The organism is Mucilaginibacter sp. L3T2-6, from assembly GCF_030519355.1.
Lineage (GTDB): Bacteria > Bacteroidota > Bacteroidia > Sphingobacteriales > Sphingobacteriaceae > Mucilaginibacter.
In genome coordinates, this window is the sequence record NZ_JAUMKC010000026.1 from 65,124 (window position 1) to 83,884 (window position 18,761).

Genomic DNA, 18,761 nt, shown 5'->3' on the forward strand with positions numbered 1-18,761 from the left:
TGTATAACCCTTCTGTTTTGCAAATATAAAGTTAATAGATAATAAGGCTCGCCTAAAGCGGCTATTTATTAACAACGGGTTAATAACCCCGCCCGGTCTTAATCTGCAACATTCCTGTTACAAATATCAAAAATTAGTTTATAAACAACTGTGGCAACGAATTTGAATCTTATTAAGATGCAGGCAACGGCCCAACGGGTCAAGCTAACACCTTAATACAATTATGTTATTTAACTCTATCGAATTTGTAATCTTTTACATTGTTGTAACAACCTTGTATTTTCTTGTTCCCCACAAAATCCGGTGGCTTATATTGCTCGCAGCAAGCTGTTATTTTTACATGGCTTTTGTGCCTATTTATATATTAATCCTGGGTTTAACTATCGTAATTGATTATATATCAGCAATATATATAGAAAATGAACATCACCCGCGGAAGCGCAAAATACTACTCGGCCTTAGCCTCGCTACCAACATCGGCATATTGGTAATATTTAAATATTTCAATTTTTTAAACCTGAACTTCGGGTTTCTTTTGCAAAAATTTAATTACCACAATCCTATACCATATTTGAGGATATTGTTACCCATCGGCCTGTCATTCCACACTTTCCAGGCTATGAGCTATACCATAGAAGTGTACCGTGGCAATCAGAAGGCCGAGCGCCACTTCGGTATCTACAGCCTGTACGTAATGTTTTACCCGCAACTTGTAGCCGGGCCTATTGAAAGGCCTCAAAACGTTTTGCACCAATTCCGCGAAAAGCATCAATTCGATTTAAGCCTGATGCAATCCGGATTAAAATTAATGTTGTGGGGGTTCTTTAAAAAACTGGTAGTTGCCGACAGGCTTTCCATATTCGTCAGCTCCGTTTTCGGTAACCCGGATATTCATAATGGCACAACAATCGTTATCGCCGCTTTCTTCTTTGCTATACAGATATACTGTGATTTTTCAGGATATACCGATATTGCCATCGGCTGCGCACGTACTATGGGCTTCGATCTGATGACCAATTTTCATCGCCCTTACTTCGCCTCCAACATACAGGACTTCTGGCGCAGATGGCACATATCACTTTCCACCTGGTTTCGCGACTACCTGTATGTTCCGCTCGGGGGGAGCAAGGCCGGCACAGGCCGCCGTTATTTAAACCTTTTCATTGTGTTCCTCGTGAGCGGAATTTGGCATGGGGCAAATTATACTTACATAATCTGGGGAGCGCTGCATGGCTTGTATTGTGTAGGCTATGTAGCCTTGAAGCCTTATCTGCCGGCTGCCAAAAATAAATTTACAGCAAAGCTGTTGAACCTGAGCGGAATAGCCGTTACCGTTTGCCTCGTAACTTTTGCCTGGATATTCTTTCGGGCTGCGTCTTTACACGACGCATTTACGCTGGTGCGAAACTTAAGAAGCTTCGGAGCGGCTCCTTTTATTGGCGACGGGCTTAATAATTTTGCGCAATGTATACTGGCTATCATATTGCTGTTTATGCTGGAGTATAAGCTGGAGTATTATCCCGGCAAGTTTAATTTCTTCAGTTCGCCCAATATCGTCGTCAGATGGGGAACGCTGGCTTTTACCATATTATGGATAGTGGCCTTTGGCGTATTTAATGGTGGTCAATTTATTTATTTCCAGTTTTAATGGAATCCGGAAAGCCGGTAAAGCCGGAAAGTAAGGAAGAAACGATTCATAATCCGGTTAAAAAGTTTAAGTTTTTGTATAAATGAAGAACAAACCTGTGATCCGCTTTTTTGTACGATTAGCTGCATTCAGTGTCATTTTATTTGCGGCCGACCGCCTTGCCGGCCTGGCTCTGAAGAAAATATATTTCAGCCAGCGCGTAGGCCAGTATAGCCAGACCACTTACGCGCTCGACAGCGCTAAACAGGATATTTTGATTTTCGGCAGTTCGCGGGCGGCACGTCATTATTCTCCTTACATTATATCGAAAGTATCGGGTTTAAGTTGTTACAATTCCGGAAGGGATGGACTGATGATACCTTATGCGGCGGCGGTGCAGGAGGTATCGCTTGCCCGGCACATTCCAAAAATGATCATACTGGATATCAGTCCCCGGGAGCTTGGAATAGACCGTGTGAAATACGAACGGCTATCCATTTTACTGCCCTATTGCGCCGAACACGAGCAGTTAATAAAATATGTAAAAGAAGTGAGCCCCTATGAGCCAGATAAATTAATCTCTAAAACCTATCCTTTTAATTCTTCCGCATTCGTGATGGCGTGCAACACTTTGCTCGCAAAATCAGTTTCTAAAGATGAGAACGGTTATTTGCCCCTTCAAAACAGCTTAACCAAAGCGGAGACAGATGATTACTTAAAACGAATGTTAGCCCGGGCAAATTCAGTACATCAGAAAGCAGAGGTGGCAGAGGATAAGGCTGTCGCCTACTTTAAACAATTTCTTGATAACACAGCCAGGTACAATATCAAAACGCTGGTTGTAATATCCCCGACTATCCTTAAAAATGCCTTTTATCTTGACAACAAGGTGCTGGAACGGCGCCTTATTGAAGAAATAACCGGCCGTTATAAAAACGTTACTTTTTTGGACTACTCAAAAGATCCGCGCTTTAACGGACACCCTGAAAAATTTGCAGATTATTTCCATTTGAACGCTGAAGGCTCAACGGAATTCTCACAACTTATTGCCCAAAATGTAAAGGCAAATATTTAAAACGGCCTGTTGTATACCTGCTATTTTTCATCTTGAAAAAAGTGCGGCCGGATGGCGAAATCTTATGTCTCCCACGTACACGTTGTCATTTTTATTTTTCGAAAAGGATTGCAGCATAAGAAATTATTACTTAATAGGAAAAAAGGCCTTTAAGTGTTATATTTACCATTAATATCACCCTTACCTACTGTTAATACGCCTGATGAGTGTTGAGAAACTGGAACAATTTATAACAACCGGCGATCTTGAGGGGCTCGATGCCTTGCTTAGTGAAAACCCTTCACTGGCAAAAGTCCGTACCAGTCACCAGGTCTCGCCGCTGATGTTGTCCTGCTATTATAAAAAGCCGGATGTTACCTCTGTCATTTTAAAATACCTCGACGAAATAAACCTTTTTGAAGCATCTGCCGCCGGCCGGTTCGATGTGGTAGCTAACCTTGTGTACGCCCATCCGGACGCGATTAATTTCTACGCGGAAGACGGCTTTACGCCACTTGGCCTGGCCTGTTATTTTGGCCATTATGAAATTGCACAATACCTGGTTTTAAAAGGCGCCGATGTGAATTTGCCGTCCAATAACGGCTTCCGGGTTTACCCGCTGCACTCCGCCGCAGCAGGTAACTATACACAGATTGCCCGCATGCTGATAGAAAATAATGCTTTGGTTAATGTAAAACAACAGGCCGGCGCCACGGCGCTTCATTCAGCCGCGCAAAATGGTAATATCGATTTGCTGATACTTTTGCTGGAACATGGCGCCGATGTAAACTCACGCATGGAGGGCGGCAAACTTCCGGCCGATCTGGCGCGCGAAAAAGGATTTGCAGAGATTGCCGAGGCGTTGGATTAACATTCCGGGCGTATCATTTACCGTAAAAATCCACCGCTGCCTTCGCAATTTTCGCGATCACTCCTTCACGAACATCCTCTTTATCTGTTGAATTACATACAAATACCGCAATAGCCAGGTGCTTGCCGTTTGGCAGGGTGATAATGCCAACATCATTTGTAGCCGGTGATAAACCGGCGCTATTAGTTGGCGATGTGCCGGTTTTATGAGCAACCACCATCTCCGCAGGCAGCAAACCTTTAAGACGCTTTGGGCCGGTAGTGGTTTCAACCATTATTTTATATAAAAAATCAGTGCTGTTTTTCGAAAGCAAACCGCCTTTATAAAACTTATCAAGTAAAACGGTTATTTCTTTAGGCTTAGCCCAGTTGGTGTACTGCAGTTCCCATGAAGATGCCATCTCCTGCTCAGAAGTCCTCACCGCAATTCCGCGGATGCCGTTACGCAACATAAAATTCTGAACGGTTTTAGGTCCGTCTATCTTTTTTAGCAACATATCGCAGGCTACGTTATCGCTTTGTGAGATCATATAGCTTAACAGATCGGCAATCGTTACGTCAACATCTCCCTTTGGAAATTTATCGCGCAGCGGGCTGTACAACTTGGTTGCCATATCGCGTTTTTTAAAGTGGATTTTCTCGTCAAGCTTCAGTACGCCTGAATCAACCAGGTGCAATACCGTCAGTGCAATAGGAAACTTCATCACGCTATGGAGTACCAGCCGGGCATCTCCGTTAACCGAAAGGGTGTCGCGGGTTTCCACCCCAAGGATCGAAACACCCACAATGCCTCTTGCCGGCTTTATAATATCAGCAATCTGCTGGCGTAGTGGATTTTGCTGTGCATTAACTATAAAAGGGAAGAAAAAGATCAGTGATAAAATAACAGAGATGGCATTTTTTTTCATACGCAATATTAACGCAATTATTTCGTATGAATTTTAATCCAGTCAGCAATTATTTTCATCGCTTCTGGAGATACGCTCTCGCTTAACTGCTCATATTCCGAAACATCGCCTGTTTTTGCGGTTTGAAGCAAATGGTTAAGACCGGGCAAGATTTTCACTTCTACATTTTTGTTACCGTTTTTAACAATGGTTTCCTGTATCACTTTTAAGTTCGAAGCTGCATCAACCTGGGTATCTTTTCCGCCGTTAATGGCCAATACAGGGCATTTTACCTTGCTAAGATCGTTAACGGGGTTATAAGTTATAAAGTAACGCATCCAGGGCATATTGTACAGGCGGTTGTATTGGTTGATGATATCCTGATCGGACGCCTTATCGGCATGCAACACTGTGAGCGTTGCGGGCGTTTGCTTGCTTTTCCACGCGGCAAAAACCGTGGGGATTTTAGCATCAAGCGCCTCAACGGTGGCCGATGAAGAGAATAAACTCAAAATCTGCATATTTAAATCTGAAAAGGCCTGTATGGCCGTTTCATCCACACCTGCATTTTTCAGCGCATGGGCATTTTGCTCTGTGTTGATCTGTGCCCCCCCGGTTACCGATGCACCCCACATTACAATAAAGCTCACGTCTTTACGCCTTGCCGCCACCATTGGCGCTATCATACCGCCTTCGCTGTGCCCTATTAATCCAAGATGCTTTTTATCTATGTCAGGCCTGGTTTCCAAATAATTAAGGCTTGCTTCCACATCATACGAAAAAGTAAGGCTTGTGGCATTCTTAATATCAGGCCCAAGTGTGCTTTTACCGGCGCCCCGGTCATCTACCCTTAAAACAGCAATACCGTTTTTGGTAAGGTAGTCAGCCAGTACCCAATATATTTTATGGCCGAAAATGGTGCCGTCCCTATCCTGCGTACCGCTGCCGCTTATAATAATTACTGCCGGGTATTTACCGTCACCGTTTGGCCGGCTGAAAGTTGCGCCGTAATGCACGCTTTTATCAGCATTATCATATTCCACATCCTGGGTAAAATAATTAAATGGCGGTTTTGGCGTCTGCGGACGATCAGGAGTTTTGGACAGTCCTGCTTTTTCTTCAGCGCTGATGCGTCGCAAATCGAGCGGTATTTGTCCGCCGCCCTGCTTGTAAATCCCATTTATGGCATCCTTGCCATTCCATACGCCGTTGTATGAGCCGCCTATAGCTGCGATTTCAATATACAGGCTGTCTTTGGTCAGTATTGTTTTACTGCATCCTATACCGAATGCCTTTTGATCAGGACTATCGAACGTTGCTGAATAGCCCGCTTCGCTTTTCGAAATATTAAACACCAAACGAAGGTTTGCCCCGCCGGCGGGGATGGTTCCAAGCCAGCTTCCGGTGATATCCTGAGCGGCGGCACTGTTAAGAGCGGCAAGTATCATTGAGCAGACAAGTAATTTTTTCATGACTTCTTTTCAGGCTGATGGTTTTTAAAATAAACATATGAATAAATAACAGGAATGAGCGTTAATGCCATTAACCCCGCTATAAACACTACAGTTGCTGATGCTGATGGAAGTACTAAGGTAGCTGCTGTTATCACCAGCCCTCCGGCAAACCAGAGTTTAGCTGCCAAACGATGGGTTGCGCGCCAGGTATCTTCGCTTTCCAGTGTCCATGGTGTACGCACGCCTGCAAAATAATTGGGCTTGATGTTATTCATCATGTTGCCCATGAAGGTGAACAGCAATCCTGCTATAGGCAATATGATCTTATCTATCGGCAAGTTACGGTGCACAGTTACATAAAGGATAGCTACATTCAGCGCCGACAGAAATAACATAACACCAAAGGCAATCTTTCGAAAAGTTTCTTCGCCATATTTAACTTTGTTCTTAGGGTCGATGGCGGGCAGGAATTTAAGCAACAGGTAAACTAGTGCGCCCACAAAAAGCATGATGCCCGTTAGCATGATCAGCTCGCTCTTATTACCGTAGCGATCAACCTTACCGCCAATTCCATAATGCACCGGCACAATTTCTGGCAACGAACTGTAAATGCTGTATAAATAAATTATGGGCAGCAACCATACAACCAGCGCGGTTGCATCCATATAACTGAATTTTTTCATCCTGATCTATTTTTGATTTTTAGGTGTTTGTAAGCTGATTATCCATTTAAGCATATCGTCCATTACGGTAGTATTGAGCGAATAGTAAATGAACTGTCCTTCTTTAACTGATACTACCAGCCCGGCCTGCCTCAATAAATCAAGGTGGTGCGAGATGCTTGGCTTGGAGATGTTGAACTGGTCGGCAATTTCGCCGGCGGTAAGATCATTCTCCTTTAGCAATTCCAATATCTCCCGGCGGGTGCCATCATTTAATGCTTTGAACAGGTTATGCACTTTTTGCGAATTTATATATTTAGACAAATGTCTAAATACTTTGTTACAGATTGAAATAATTTATAAGAAATGCCGGAACGAAATGGTTATGCTGGTTGCATGGATCGCGGAAGCTTTGAAATCAATCATTAACGCGGTTAACGCTCATAGTTGGAAGCGACCGTAATAACGTTAAAACCGATTCCCGGACATTTTTAAGACCTGAATGCGTCTGGACATTCCGGGTTGCCGGCCTGCTCTAAACAGATGCCCCATTATTTTTTTTTCTGCCATACCTTAATTTCTTTAAAATTTCGTTACTTGTAGCTACCAATCAAAACGCTATCATGCAACGCAGAAATTTCCTGAAGACCGGCTCAGTGGCTGGTTTAACACTGGCTACGCTTGGCGCCGCCTCATGTACCCCATCATCAAAAGATTCAACCACCGCTGATTCATCCAGGGAAAAACCGGACGACTTTGCCCTTAACGAAGTAACGATTGATGCCTTACAGGAGAAAATGAAAAGCAAGGAATACACGTCGCGTTCCATCACCGAAATGTATCTTAAACGCATTGAAGAAATTGATAAGAACGGGCCAAAGCTTAATGCCGTTATTGAGGTAAATAAAGATGCCCTGAACATGGCCGATGCTATGGATAAGGAACGTGCCGCTGGGAAGGTTCGCGGGCCGCTGCATGGTATCCCGGTTTTGATAAAAGACAATATCAGCACCGGCGATAACATGCGCACTACAGCCGGGGCCCTGGCGATAGCTGATAATTTCGCCAAACAGGATGCCTTCATAGCTCATAAATTAAGGGAAGCCGGCGCGGTATTGCTGGGCAAGACCAATTTAAGCGAATGGGCTAACTTCCGCAGCACACATTCCACCAGTGCCTGGAGCAGCCGCGGCGGACAAACCAAATGCCCCTACGTATTAGATCGCAATCCCAGTGGCTCAAGCTCCGGCACAGGATCTGCGGTATCGGCCAATTTATGCGCCATTGGTATCGGTACGGAAACTGATGGTTCTATTGTATCTCCATCTTCAGTTAACGGTTTAGTGGGCATAAAGCCGACGGTTGGACTGTGGAGCCGCTCCGGCATCATCCCTATTTCAAAAACACAGGATACTGCCGGTCCAATGGCGCGCACTGTAAGAGATGCAGCCATCCTTTTGGGCGCGTTAGCAGGTGAAGATCCCCGGGATGCTTATACACTGGCCAGCAAGGGCAAAGCTGAAACCGACTACACTAAATTTTTAGATGCGGATGGATTGAGAGGAAAACGTATCGGCGTCGAAAAAGACGGCTTAAAAGTTAGCCCGGCCATGGATGCCATTTTTCAGCAGGCTATTGATTTATTGAAAGCAAAAGGCGCAACAATCGTCGAGGTTGAACTTTATAAACAACTGAAGGAGGCCGGCAAGAATGAATTTACAGTGCTGTTATACGAGTTTAAAGACGGCGTAAATAAATATCTGGCTGACGCGAACTCGAAAATGAAATCGCTGGCGGACGTAATTGCCTTTAATAAAGCAAACGAAGCCAAAGCTATGCCGTTCTTTAAGCAGGAAACCCTGGAACTCGCCGAAAAAAAAGGCGGGCTTGATGCTAAAGAATATCTTGATGCTGTAAAGGCTACTACCACCATCACCCGCAATGCTATTGATGGTCTGCTGAAAGATAACAAGCTTGATGCCATCGTAGCACCCACCAACGGGTTTGCAGTTTGTATCGACTTAATCAACGGCGACTACGATAATGGCTATGGATTTTCGGGCCCCGCAGCAATGGCTGGCTATCCGCATGTTACCGTTCCGATGGGTTATGCACATGGTTTGCCCGCAGGAATTTCATTCGTTAGCACAGCCTACAGAGAAGGTGATGTTATTAAGTTAGCCTATGCTTATGAACAAGCCAGCAAGAAAAGGGTGAAGCCGGAGTTTAAGCAGGTCGTGGAGTGAGTTGATCAAGTTGAATAGGTTGATTGAGTTAAATACGCTTGTCGACTAACTTTCTTAAGCTGATATCAAGTATTTCGCTACTTTTACCACTGGCCAACGACTCGTTTCGGCCATTAACTATGAACCATCAACTATAAGCTACTATGGAATTTGGACGCGTAACCGATAGTGAATTAATGGAAGTGGATTTTACGCTTCCTCCTGATACTGAACTTACCAAACAAACTTTAGCGGCTGCTAAAAACGGTCAGCCTTTGCAGGTGCATGTAGGCTGCGCCAAGTGGGGCCGCAAAGAGTGGCTCGGAAAGATCTATCCGCCCAAAACTAAAGAGGCTAATTTTTTAGATGAATACGTTAAGCATTTTGACAGCATTGAGCTTAATGCCACTTTCTACAATGTTTACCCGCCGGAAATTATCGCAAAATGGAAGGAAAAGACGGCCGGGAATCCCAACTTTAAGTTTTGCCCTAAATTTTCACAAAGCATTAGTCATATCCGCCGCCTAAAAAATGCCGATGAGATAACTACTGAGTATTATAAAGGCGTAATGGCTTTTGGCGAAAAACTGGGGCCCATGTTTTTGCAACTGGCGGATAATTATTCGCCTAAAAGCCTGCCGGACCTGAAAATTTATTTAGAAAGCCTGCCCAAAGATGTCCCTGTATTTTTGGAAATGAGGCATAAAGAATGGTATTCGGTGCCTGAAACACGGGCAGCATTGTTCAATATGCTGCATGAGCTGAATATTGGCTCTGTAATTACCGATGCCAGCGGCCGCCGCGATGTAGTGCATATGGAGCTGCCGACCCCTCACGCATTTATCCGCTTTGTAGGCAACAGCCTCCACCCTACCGACTATCAGCGCTGCGACGACTGGGTTGAACGTATAGCCCGTTGGAAGGAAATGGGGCTGCAATCGGTTTGGTTCTTCATGCACCAGCACGATGAACGTTATTCGCCGGAATTATCAGATTATGTGGTCGAAAAACTGAATAAAAGATTAGGTTTAGAATTGTTACGGCCCACGTTTATCGACCGCGACGCGCCAATGGATATGTCACAAACATCGCTCGCTTTGTAGAATTGCATTATATGATAGTCCTGGTCTGTAAATCTTATTGGGAAATTAGCCCCGATATCACGTTAATGCTTAATGCAACAATGGCGGTATTAAAGGCAAATGCGATTAAGCCATGTCCCCAGGCTATTCGGCGAATCATGCGTGACGATATTTGAACGTCGGAAACCTGGAACGTCATGCCGAGTACGAAGGAAAAATAGACAAAGTCAAGATAATCGGGTTCATTTTCTTCAGGAAACAGCAGGCCGCCCATCGGCTTCTTTTTATCATCATCCGGGTTGGTTGAATAGTATAAATGCCCGTAGCGTAAAGTATATATGGTATGCACTAACCACCAGGAGATTACAACTGCCGACATCGCAAGTACAACATGCGAGGAAATTTCAGTCTTTGACCCGCCTTTTGAAGATATCAACAAGTACAATATCGCCCCTAAACTCATCACCGATGCGCTGATAACGATAAGAAATAATATAGACCGGCTCGAATCTTCCAGCCTGGCTATTTTACGGATCTCACGCGGATGAGCCCAAAGGATAACGATCCAGTCGAGCACGATCAGGCTCGAGGCAAAAGCGATCCAAACCGTCAATATAACAGCAGGCAGAGAAGACAAATCCCTAAAAAGGAGAAAAGCTATAACACTTATTCCCAGCGCAATAAACATTTTATAATGTGCATCAAGCCGGAAGATCAGGTGTTTCTTGGGGTTCATAAACTTAGCCATATTACGTGCTCCGAAGAGAATAATGAAAGAAAGTCCAAAATCAAACGACTGCCTAAGTTATGAAGTTTTAATAAACAAATCAGTCTTCATAAATTTCTATAACACGGCCAACCTGTCCGTCTTCCAGCCTCACCTTTATTCCACGGGAATGATAGGCGGAGCTGGTTAGTAAATCTTTAACGACTCCCCGGGTGCGCCTGCCGGAACGCTGGTCCTTTTTGAGGATGATATCCACTTCCAAACCAGGGTATATATCGTTCCGGTTTTGTCCGTTCATAGTTTTTTGATTTGACTGATTGTTAGGATTGAATAATCAGGAGATCAACTGACTGATTGCCTGGTCTGTCTTTTCAAAATCAAAATTACCCAACAATTTATTAAATGTAGCAGTTATTTCAGCGTTCATTAAATTACCTATGCTGCCTTCGTGAGTATGGTTTACCTGCCTTTCAGGATTAAAATGCCCTTGCTCGATAGCCAACCCAACTTGCTTATAAGCATCGCGGAATGGCATACCCTTCAAGACCATTCGGTTGACCTCATCCACGCTGAATAGATAGGCATATTTAGGGTCGTTCAGGATGTCAGTATTTACGGTTATATTTTGCAGCATAAACGTTGCCATGTGCAGGCACTCTTTTATATCAGTAAAGGCCGGGAACAGTAATTCTTTCAGCAGCTGCAGTTCCCGGTGATAACCGGACGGCAGGTTGGTTGTCATCATAGCTACGTCTGTTGGCAGGGCTTGCAGGCGGTTGCATTTGCCGCGCATTATTTCCCAAACGTCGGGGTTCTTTTTGTGCGGCATAATGCTGCTGCCGGTCGTGAGCGTATCCGGATAGCTTATAAAGGCAAAGTTCTGGCTCAAGTACATCGCCTGGTCCATCGCCATTTTAGCAAGCGTTGCCGCGATTGCTGATAATGCCTGGGCGATTATCCGTTCCGTTTTTCCGCGGCCCATTTGCGCATAAACCACATTATAATTAAGGCTATCAAAGCCCAATAATTTTGTGGTAAGGATACGGTTAAGCGGAAACGACGAGCCATAACCCGCTGCAGAACCCAGCGGGTTTTTATTGGTAATTTTATATGCGGCTAATACCAGCTCCAAATCATCGGCCAAACTCTCGGCATAAGCGCCGAACCACAGACCGAATGATGAAGGCATAGCCACCTGCAAATGGGTATAGCCTGGCAGCAATACATCTTTATGCTTTTCGCTCAATTCAATCAGCAGGTGGAAAAGTTTTTCAGTTTCTGTAACAACTTCCCGCAACTGATGGCGGAAGAATAGTTTTAAATCCACCAGTACCTGGTCATTGCGTGAGCGGCCGCTGTGTATTTTTTTGCCGGCATCGCCAATGCGTTGGGTAAGCAACAGCTCCACTTGTGAGTGAACGTCTTCTACTTCGGGTTGGATAATAAAGTTATCGTCCTGTATATCTTTATAGATGTTTTTAAGCTCCTTCTGGACCGACTTCAAATCTTCAGCACTCATCAAACCGATACTTTCGAGCATCTGGGTATGGGCGAGGGAGCCAAGTACATCAAACGCAGCCATCTCCAAATCGAATTCCCGGTCTTTACCAACTGTAAAGTTCTCAACCAACTCGTTAACAGTAACTGATTTCTGCCAAATTTTTGCCATGTTGCAAATATGGGATTTATATCTATACAATCAATTCACCTTGTCATTGCTGAGGAACGAAGCAATCTCATCGCTATGCATTGTGGATTATGCTTGTTCGCGACTTATCGCTTCAATGTGCAAAGCAACGCGGTTGCCGCGCTCGTCCCTCGCTCGCAAAGTTTATTAATTAATTCTTTCCAGCATTTGTATATACAACTCAATCCCTTCCCTTATCTCATCCACATACACAAATTCATCTGCCGTATGCGACCTTGCAGAATCACCCGGACCAATCTTAAGAGATGGAATATCCAATAGCGACTGGTCTGAAGTGGTAGGCGAACCATAGGTAGTTCTTCCTAATGTTATCCCGGCTTGCACTATTGGGTGCTGCTTATCGATTTTTGACGGCTTAAGGCGGATAGAACGTGGTTTTACATCACAACTTACATGCTGACGGATAATTTCAAGCACTTCTTCGTTGCGATAAGCATCGGTCACACGAACGTCAACCGTAAATGCGCAGCTTGCCGGCACCACATTGTGCTGCGAACCGGCGTTAATAATGGTAACTGACATTTTTATCGGCCCGAACACTTCCGATTCTTCAGGGAAGCGGTACGTGCGAAACCACTCTATATCTTTAATAGCTTTGTATATCGCATTTTCGCCTTCTTCGCGCGCGGCATGACCAGCTTTACCATGTGCCACACAATCCAGCACCATCAGTCCACGCTCAGCAATAGCCAGCTGCATCAGTGTTGGTTCTCCAACTATACCAAAATCAAGTTGACCAAGCTCAGGAATAATCAACTCCAAACCATTAACACCTGATATTTCTTCCTCTGCCGTAGTAGCCAGGCAAAGGTTATATTTCAGGTTTTTCCGGTCGTAAAAGTAAAGGAATACGTTTATCAGCGACACCAGGCATCCGCCGGCATCATTACTGCCCAAACCATATAACTTGCCGTCCTCAATTTTCGCCTCAAACGGGTCGCGCGTGTACCCGGAATTGGGTTTTACCGTATCGTGGTGCGAGTTTAATAAAATCGTGGGCTTGGATTCGTCGAAATGTTTATTCCAGGCCCATATATTGTTCATTTTGCGGTAGGTTTGTACACCCTTTTCCTGCAAAAAGTGCTCAATTAAATCGGCAGTATGGTTTTCTTCCTTGCTGAATGAGGGGATGGCTATTAATTGCTGCAGCAGGTTTACCGCTTGCTCGTGTAGTGTTTTTGTATCCGTCATAAATGCAGGACAAAATTAGCGTTTTTTGAACAGGAGATGTTAACATTTCGCATCGCTCGGCCAGAATGATAATTATTTAACCTTACGGTTACGATATTTTTACAAGCGGATACCTTCATAAATACCTATTATTGCGGTTTAAAATAAATCTTTTTGATGAAAAAAATATTGCTATCCATAGTGCTGCTGTCGGCAATAACCATAGCCGATGCAAAAAACGAAAAAGTTTATGTAAAGGGCGGTTACAAACTCACCTTAACCAATAACGATGCCACACTTGATACCGCTGAGCTGACCCGTTTAGTAAAAACTTTTTTCACCGTGTACCCGCAATTGGCGGCTGAATACAATCCAGGAACGTTGAAAGAAGTTACGATGGCTGTTGACACGGCTTATAAAGGCGTTGCAGCCACGGCAGATGGTAAAGTAACCATTGCATCAAGCTGGCTGCATAAGCGTCCGGAAGATATTGATGTGGTAACCCACGAGGTGATGCACATTGTACAGGATTATGGCGAAAGCGTGGGACCAGGCTGGCTTACCGAAGGTATTGCCGATTACGCCCGTAACAAATTTGGCGTTAATAATACAGCCGCCAAATGGAGCCTGCCTGAATTTAAGCCGACCCAAAACTATGATAATGCGTATCGCGTAACGGCAAGGTTTTTATACTGGATTGAGGAAAAGAAAAAGCCCGGCATAGTAAAAGAACTGGATAGCCAGCTGCGAAAGCATACTTATACCGATAATGCATGGAAGCAACTAACAGGCAAAACGGTTGACGAACTGTGGAAGGAATATGCCGCGAATCCAGCTATTTGATGTAGGGGTTAACGTGCGGATTGGCGATTGAAAACTAAAACCAATGGCGGCTGCGTTTCAACAGCCGCTTTTTCATTTAATCAGGGTCCGAAAAATCCTTAATCCCCGTAATCCCGGTTCAATCTTCAGTCTTCAATTTTCGAATGCTTCCTTGTATCGTTCATGGTACAGTACAATATCAGCGACAATATAATGCAAATGGTTACGTACCAGTAAAACCATTGTGCATGGTTGTCATCTTTAAACCACAGCGCAATATATTCTGCCGTACCGCCAAAAATAGAAACGGCGATAGCGTAAGGAAACCCGACACCCAACGCCCTTACATTAGCAGGAAAAAGCTCCGCTTTTACAACTGCATTGATCGAGGTGTAACCGCTCACTATGACCAAAGCACACATAATCAGGGCAAATGCTACCCAAACATCCTTAGTGTGCTCAAGCATTGTTAAGATGGGTACAGTAGTTATCGTTCCCAAAATACCGAAACCTATCAGGATAGGCTTGCGGCCGATTTTATCCGAAAGCAAACCCAATACCGGCTGCAGCAACATAAACACCACCAGCGTTAGGGTGGAAATAAGCGTTGCAGTACTTTTTGAAAAGCCCGACGTGTTCACCAGGAACTTCTGCATATAGGTAGTAAACGTATAAAAAGCCACGGTCCCGCCAACCGTCAGTCCTATAACAATCATTACCGCCTTCGGATGTGCAGCCAAAGCTTTGAAAGTACCGCGCTTAGCCCGATCGGCTGCATTCTCATTAATATCAACAGACTCTTGCAAACTCCGCCTTAAATACATTACCGTAACAGCCAGCACAGCGCCTATAAAGAACGGAATACGCCAGCCCCACTCATGCAGCTGCTTGTCCGAAAGAAATACTTGTTGCAATAATACCAGTACGCCCAGGGCCAGGAGCTGCCCCATTATCAGCGTTACATATTGAAAGCTGGAATAAAAACCGCGGTGCTTTTTGGTGGCCATTTCGCTGAGATAGGTTGCGCTGGTACCATACTCGCCGCCTACGCTGATACCTTGTATTATGCGGGCGAAAACCAGCAGCAAAGGGGCGGCAACGCCGATTTTCCCGTAACCCGGCGAAATGGCGATGATCAGCGAGCCAACGCTCATCAGCAATACCGAAAACGTGAGCGCCGCTTTACGGCCTTTCCGGTCGGCGTAGGTTCCCATCAGCCAGCCGCCGATAGGCCGCATTAAAAAGCCGATAGCAAAGATTCCGGCTGTATTTAATAGCTGTACTGTCTGATTCTCTTTCGGAAAAAAAGCGCCCGAAAAATAGAGCGTGAATGCAGTGTAAGCATACCAGTCGTACCACTCAACCAGGTTGCCCAATGAGCCGCCGATGATTGATTTTACCCTTTCGGCGGTAGTTTGGGGAGCACTGATAGCTTTGTTTTCCATATAGTTTATTAAGTGCGTTTAAAGATATATATTTATTGCAGGGTATGGGAATATTTAACCCGTTGAGACGAAACACTTGTGTCTCGGATAATGCCTGTGTCACCTGAAAGTTCCCAAGAGATAGAAATTTACAAGAGGCACGAGTGTTGTGTCTCTGCAAAATATACCAAAATGAAAAAATTAACGATCCTGACAACGCTGTTATGCGCATTTCTGTCCGGCTATGCCCAGAAAAAAAACCAATCACCCAAAATCCCCTACGGTAATAATCCCGCCGCCGGTAAATATTACGATATCCGCGGCATAAAAATGTACTGTGAAGTTTATGGTCAAGGGCAGCCTGTGTTGTTAACCCACGGCAATGGCGGCAGCATTTCGGCATTCAGCAAAACCATACCCTATTTCGCCAAAAAATATAAAGTGATTGCCGTTGACAGCCGTGCACATGGCAAATCAACTGACACCCGCGATTCTTTAAGCTTCGAAATGATGGCAGATGATTTATCCGCCCTGCTTGATGCTATGCATATTAAAAAAAGCTATGTTATCGGCTGGAGCGATGGCGGAATCAACGCCATAGTAATGGCCATGCGCCACCCTGAAAAAGTAATAAAATTTGCGTCAACCGGGGCCAACCTTTGGCCAGACTCAACTGCCCTCACCCCAGATACCTGGAAAGACATGCGCAAAACGTACCTCGCAGATAAAGACAAGCCACGCACAACTGCCAAAGAAAAAAACGACTGGAAGATATTTATGCTCGACTGGCTGCAGCCCAATATAAAGCTATCAGCGCTAAAAGTAATTCAATGTCCTGCATTGATCATCTGCGGCGACCGTGACCTGATCCCCGTTGAGCACACCAACCAAATTTTCCAGAATATTAAGCAGGGATATCTTTGGGTAGTGCCACATTCAGGCCATGCGACCTTAATTGAGCATTCAGATGATTTTAATAAAAAAGTTGATAGTTTCTTTTCGGGTACCTCATTTTAAGCAAAAAAGGCCTGCGCCGGGAACTGGTGCAAGGCCTTCCGATTTAGGTTGAAAAAGAACGGATTTAGGTTATTGCAGCGAGCTTCATTAATCATTTTATGCGCCCCTGGTTTAAAAACCCCTTTCAATTAAGAAAGGGGCCAAAAACAAACACTCAGCATATTTGCATGCGAAATCCGCTCCCTCTCACTGGAGAGGACTTTCGCAGGTAAATCCATTCTGAATCAGGGGGCCCCGCCGTAGCGGCGAAGCGGAGATAATATCACCATACCAGCAGGCTCATTCCTCCTGCCTGATACGCGGCGTGGTATCCGGTTCGGTGGCAGGCCAGGGTGTAAGCTGGTTATCTATAATTTTGCCGATCTCGTCAATCGGGATAATTTCAGTACCAAAAAGATGCTGTACCCTTTTCCATATACCAAAGTCGTTCTTAGCGATGATATGGCAGGTTGCATAGTTAAAAACGCTGAAGGTATAATTATCTGCGCTGTTGCGGATAATCCTGAACGTTTGGTCTCTTACTATTACTTCTATTGCGCTCATGTTTTGATATAAACAAAGCTAAGCGGCCCGCCAATTCGATACAAATTTCGGCGGGGGGTATTATAACCCAATTTTCGGGGGGTGTTTTAACGGGGTCGGGAAAGGTGATTTAGCGGGTAAAAACAAACTTCGGAACACAAAGCAAGTAAAAGATAGAGTTTAATCCCGGTCTACCATCTTCATAGCTCCCTCCGCGTACCGCGAACCCGTATTTGGATATCTATCCATTACTGCCTGTATATCATTCAAATCAGACCCTGATAGCGCAATATCAACTGAACCGGCATTTTCCCGCAGGTATTTAGTCTTTTTGGTACCGGGAATGGGGATAATATCTTCTCCCTGGGCCAACACCCACGCCAATGCCAATTGCGCAGGGGTACAATTTTTTTGAGCAGCAAGTTCGGCAAATGCAGCCGCAAGTTGCTCGTTGTTCTCCTTATTTTCATCGCTGAAACGCGGCAGTGTTTTCCTGAAATCATTACTGCCTAATCCGTCAAGTTTTACCGTGTTGGTCATCAACCCGCGCGAAAGCGGACTAAACGGCACGAGCGAAATGCCAAGCTCACGACACACTGGTAATATTACTTTTTCAACGTCCCGGGTGAGCAGGGAATACTCACTTTGCAGGGCTGCTATCGGATGGGTGGCGTGGGCTTTCCGCAATGACGTTGCTGAAGCTTCTGACAAACCGAGGAAACGTACTTTACCTTCTTTTACCAATTCAGCCATTGCGCCAACTGTCTCTTCTATCGGAACATTCGGGTCCACCCGGTGCGCGTAATACAGGTCGATGGTTTCAATATTCAGGCGTCGCAGGCTCTGTTCACATGCCTGCTTTAAATACGCTGGCGAACAATCTACATAAGAACCAGACGCGCCCGGGTAAGCACTATTGCCCTGCCGTTGCCTGAAACCGAACTTGGTGGCGATAAATATTTTATCCCGGTTGACCGTGAGCACCTTCGACACCAGTTCCTCGTTTTTTCCGTTGGCGTATATATCCGCAGTATCCCAAAAGTTTATGCCCAGCTCTATCGCCAGGTTAAGGGTGGCTATCGATTCCTTGTCATCAAAAGTGCCATAACCATGATTCATGCCCATACAGCCTAAACCTATGGTGGAAAGTTTTTTTCCTGTTTTACCAAGTTCCCTGAATTTCATAATAGAACGATTAGATGTTTAGATGATAGCAATAGGCGGGTCGCGGAATTGTGCGTCCCTTTTCACAAAAATATTAAAAAGCAAAAGCCCTAAAAGTTTTAATAAATATATATAAACTTTTAGGGCTACTCAATGGATATCGCGGACTTTATTGCTGAACCTGCGGCCTTTGCTCTGGTTGTTGTTTTACAGGCTCTGGTTTTTTTGTTTCTAAGGTTCTTGGCCGGGGCGATGTTACGGGCCGTGCCTGCTGTACTGGCCTTGGCTGTTCTTGTACAGAACGAGGCTGCGGCTGTTGTGGTACCGGCCTTGGCTGTTCCTGTAC

Annotated in this window: 19 protein-coding genes; 8 read left to right on the forward strand and 11 right to left on the reverse strand. The window is 44.9% G+C overall.

Features of this window, described 5'->3' with window-relative positions:
• Window positions 1-340: 340 nt before the first annotated feature.
• The 3 genes from Q3W13_RS22310 to Q3W13_RS22320 all read left to right on the forward strand — a co-directional run bounded on the left by Q3W13_RS22310 (window position 341) and on the right by Q3W13_RS22320 (window position 3,552).
• The gene (locus tag Q3W13_RS22310) at window positions 341-1,648 is read left to right on the forward strand and encodes an MBOAT family protein (RefSeq protein WP_302867739.1); all 1,308 of its coding nucleotides are present in this window, start codon (window positions 341-343) and stop codon (window positions 1,646-1,648) included.
• Between the two features lie 82 nt (window positions 1,649-1,730).
• On the forward strand, window positions 1,731-2,702 hold the full coding sequence (locus tag Q3W13_RS22315) for a DUF1574 family protein (protein ID WP_302867742.1): 972 nt from the start codon (window positions 1,731-1,733) through the stop codon (window positions 2,700-2,702).
• Window positions 2,703-2,904: 202 nt separating this feature from the next.
• On the forward strand, window positions 2,905-3,552 hold the full coding sequence (locus Q3W13_RS22320) for an ankyrin repeat domain-containing protein (RefSeq protein ID WP_302867744.1): 648 nt from the start codon (window positions 2,905-2,907) through the stop codon (window positions 3,550-3,552).
• A 13-nt stretch (window positions 3,553-3,565) separates the two neighbouring features.
• Here Q3W13_RS22320 and bla read toward each other — a convergent pair whose 3' ends face one another.
• From bla to Q3W13_RS22340, 4 genes are read right to left on the reverse strand one after another with little or no spacing between them, the layout of a single operon-like run.
• Complete coding sequence (bla, locus tag Q3W13_RS22325; protein WP_302867746.1) at window positions 3,566-4,459, reverse strand: class A beta-lactamase, subclass A2; 894 nt, start codon at window positions 4,457-4,459, stop codon at window positions 3,566-3,568.
• A gap of 17 nt (window positions 4,460-4,476) precedes the next feature.
• Entirely contained in the window at window positions 4,477-5,910 is a 1,434-nt protein-coding gene (locus Q3W13_RS22330; protein WP_302867748.1) for a S9 family peptidase, read from the reverse strand.
• Window positions 5,907-6,575: an SdpI family protein gene (locus Q3W13_RS22335; protein WP_302867751.1), complete on the reverse strand. Its 669-nt coding sequence runs from the start codon at window positions 6,573-6,575 to the stop codon at window positions 5,907-5,909. The genes Q3W13_RS22330 and Q3W13_RS22335 overlap by 4 nt, the downstream gene beginning before the upstream one ends.
• Before the next feature lie 6 nt (window positions 6,576-6,581).
• Window positions 6,582-6,851, reverse strand: a complete 270-nt coding sequence (locus Q3W13_RS22340) for an autorepressor SdpR family transcription factor (protein ID WP_302867754.1) — start codon at window positions 6,849-6,851, stop codon at window positions 6,582-6,584.
• 326 nt (window positions 6,852-7,177) lie between these two features.
• Between Q3W13_RS22340 and Q3W13_RS22345 the strand changes: the two genes are divergently transcribed.
• A complete protein-coding gene (locus Q3W13_RS22345; protein WP_302867756.1) occupies window positions 7,178-8,800 on the forward strand; it encodes an amidase in 1,623 nt (540 codons plus the stop codon).
• Window positions 8,801-8,943: 143 nt separating this feature from the next.
• A complete protein-coding gene (locus Q3W13_RS22350) occupies window positions 8,944-9,882 on the forward strand; it encodes a DUF72 domain-containing protein (protein ID WP_302867757.1) in 939 nt (312 codons plus the stop codon).
• Between the two features lie 34 nt (window positions 9,883-9,916).
• On the opposite strand, the gene Q3W13_RS22355 is transcribed toward Q3W13_RS22350, so the two are convergent.
• The 4 genes from Q3W13_RS22355 to Q3W13_RS22370 form a co-directional block, all read right to left on the reverse strand.
• Complete coding sequence (locus Q3W13_RS22355; RefSeq protein WP_302867760.1) at window positions 9,917-10,597, reverse strand: DUF1345 domain-containing protein; 681 nt, start codon at window positions 10,595-10,597, stop codon at window positions 9,917-9,919.
• Window positions 10,598-10,688: 91 nt separating this feature from the next.
• Window positions 10,689-10,886 (reverse strand): YwbE family protein, encoded by a 198-nt coding sequence (locus Q3W13_RS22360; protein ID WP_302867786.1) that lies wholly within the window; start codon window positions 10,884-10,886, stop codon window positions 10,689-10,691.
• A 36-nt stretch (window positions 10,887-10,922) separates the two neighbouring features.
• Complete coding sequence (gene argH, locus Q3W13_RS22365; RefSeq protein ID WP_302867789.1) at window positions 10,923-12,257, reverse strand: argininosuccinate lyase; 1,335 nt, start codon at window positions 12,255-12,257, stop codon at window positions 10,923-10,925.
• Window positions 12,258-12,422: 165 nt separating this feature from the next.
• Complete coding sequence (locus tag Q3W13_RS22370; RefSeq protein ID WP_302867791.1) at window positions 12,423-13,487, reverse strand: M20 family metallo-hydrolase; 1,065 nt, start codon at window positions 13,485-13,487, stop codon at window positions 12,423-12,425.
• Between the two features lie 156 nt (window positions 13,488-13,643).
• On the opposite strand from Q3W13_RS22370, the gene Q3W13_RS22375 reads away from it, so the two are divergent.
• Window positions 13,644-14,309 (forward strand): basic secretory protein-like protein, encoded by a 666-nt coding sequence (locus tag Q3W13_RS22375; protein WP_302867792.1) that lies wholly within the window; start codon window positions 13,644-13,646, stop codon window positions 14,307-14,309.
• A gap of 125 nt (window positions 14,310-14,434) precedes the next feature.
• Here Q3W13_RS22375 and Q3W13_RS22380 read toward each other — a convergent pair whose 3' ends face one another.
• Entirely contained in the window at window positions 14,435-15,733 is a 1,299-nt protein-coding gene (locus Q3W13_RS22380) for an MFS transporter (protein WP_302867795.1), read from the reverse strand.
• Window positions 15,734-15,904: 171 nt separating this feature from the next.
• Between Q3W13_RS22380 and Q3W13_RS22385 the strand changes: the two genes are divergently transcribed.
• The gene (locus Q3W13_RS22385; protein WP_302867798.1) at window positions 15,905-16,729 is read left to right on the forward strand and encodes an alpha/beta fold hydrolase; all 825 of its coding nucleotides are present in this window, start codon (window positions 15,905-15,907) and stop codon (window positions 16,727-16,729) included.
• A 279-nt stretch (window positions 16,730-17,008) separates the two neighbouring features.
• On the opposite strand, the gene Q3W13_RS22390 is transcribed toward Q3W13_RS22385, so the two are convergent.
• Both Q3W13_RS22390 and Q3W13_RS22395 read right to left on the reverse strand, forming a co-directional pair.
• Window positions 17,009-17,272: a hypothetical protein gene (locus tag Q3W13_RS22390; protein ID WP_302867799.1), complete on the reverse strand. Its 264-nt coding sequence runs from the start codon at window positions 17,270-17,272 to the stop codon at window positions 17,009-17,011.
• A 159-nt stretch (window positions 17,273-17,431) separates the two neighbouring features.
• A complete protein-coding gene (locus Q3W13_RS22395; protein WP_302867801.1) occupies window positions 17,432-18,436 on the reverse strand; it encodes an aldo/keto reductase in 1,005 nt (334 codons plus the stop codon).
• Between the two features lie 132 nt (window positions 18,437-18,568).
• Between Q3W13_RS22395 and Q3W13_RS22400 the strand changes: the two genes are divergently transcribed.
• The coding region (locus Q3W13_RS22400) for a hypothetical protein (protein WP_302867803.1) at window positions 18,569-18,761 on the forward strand (193 nt) is incomplete at its 3' end.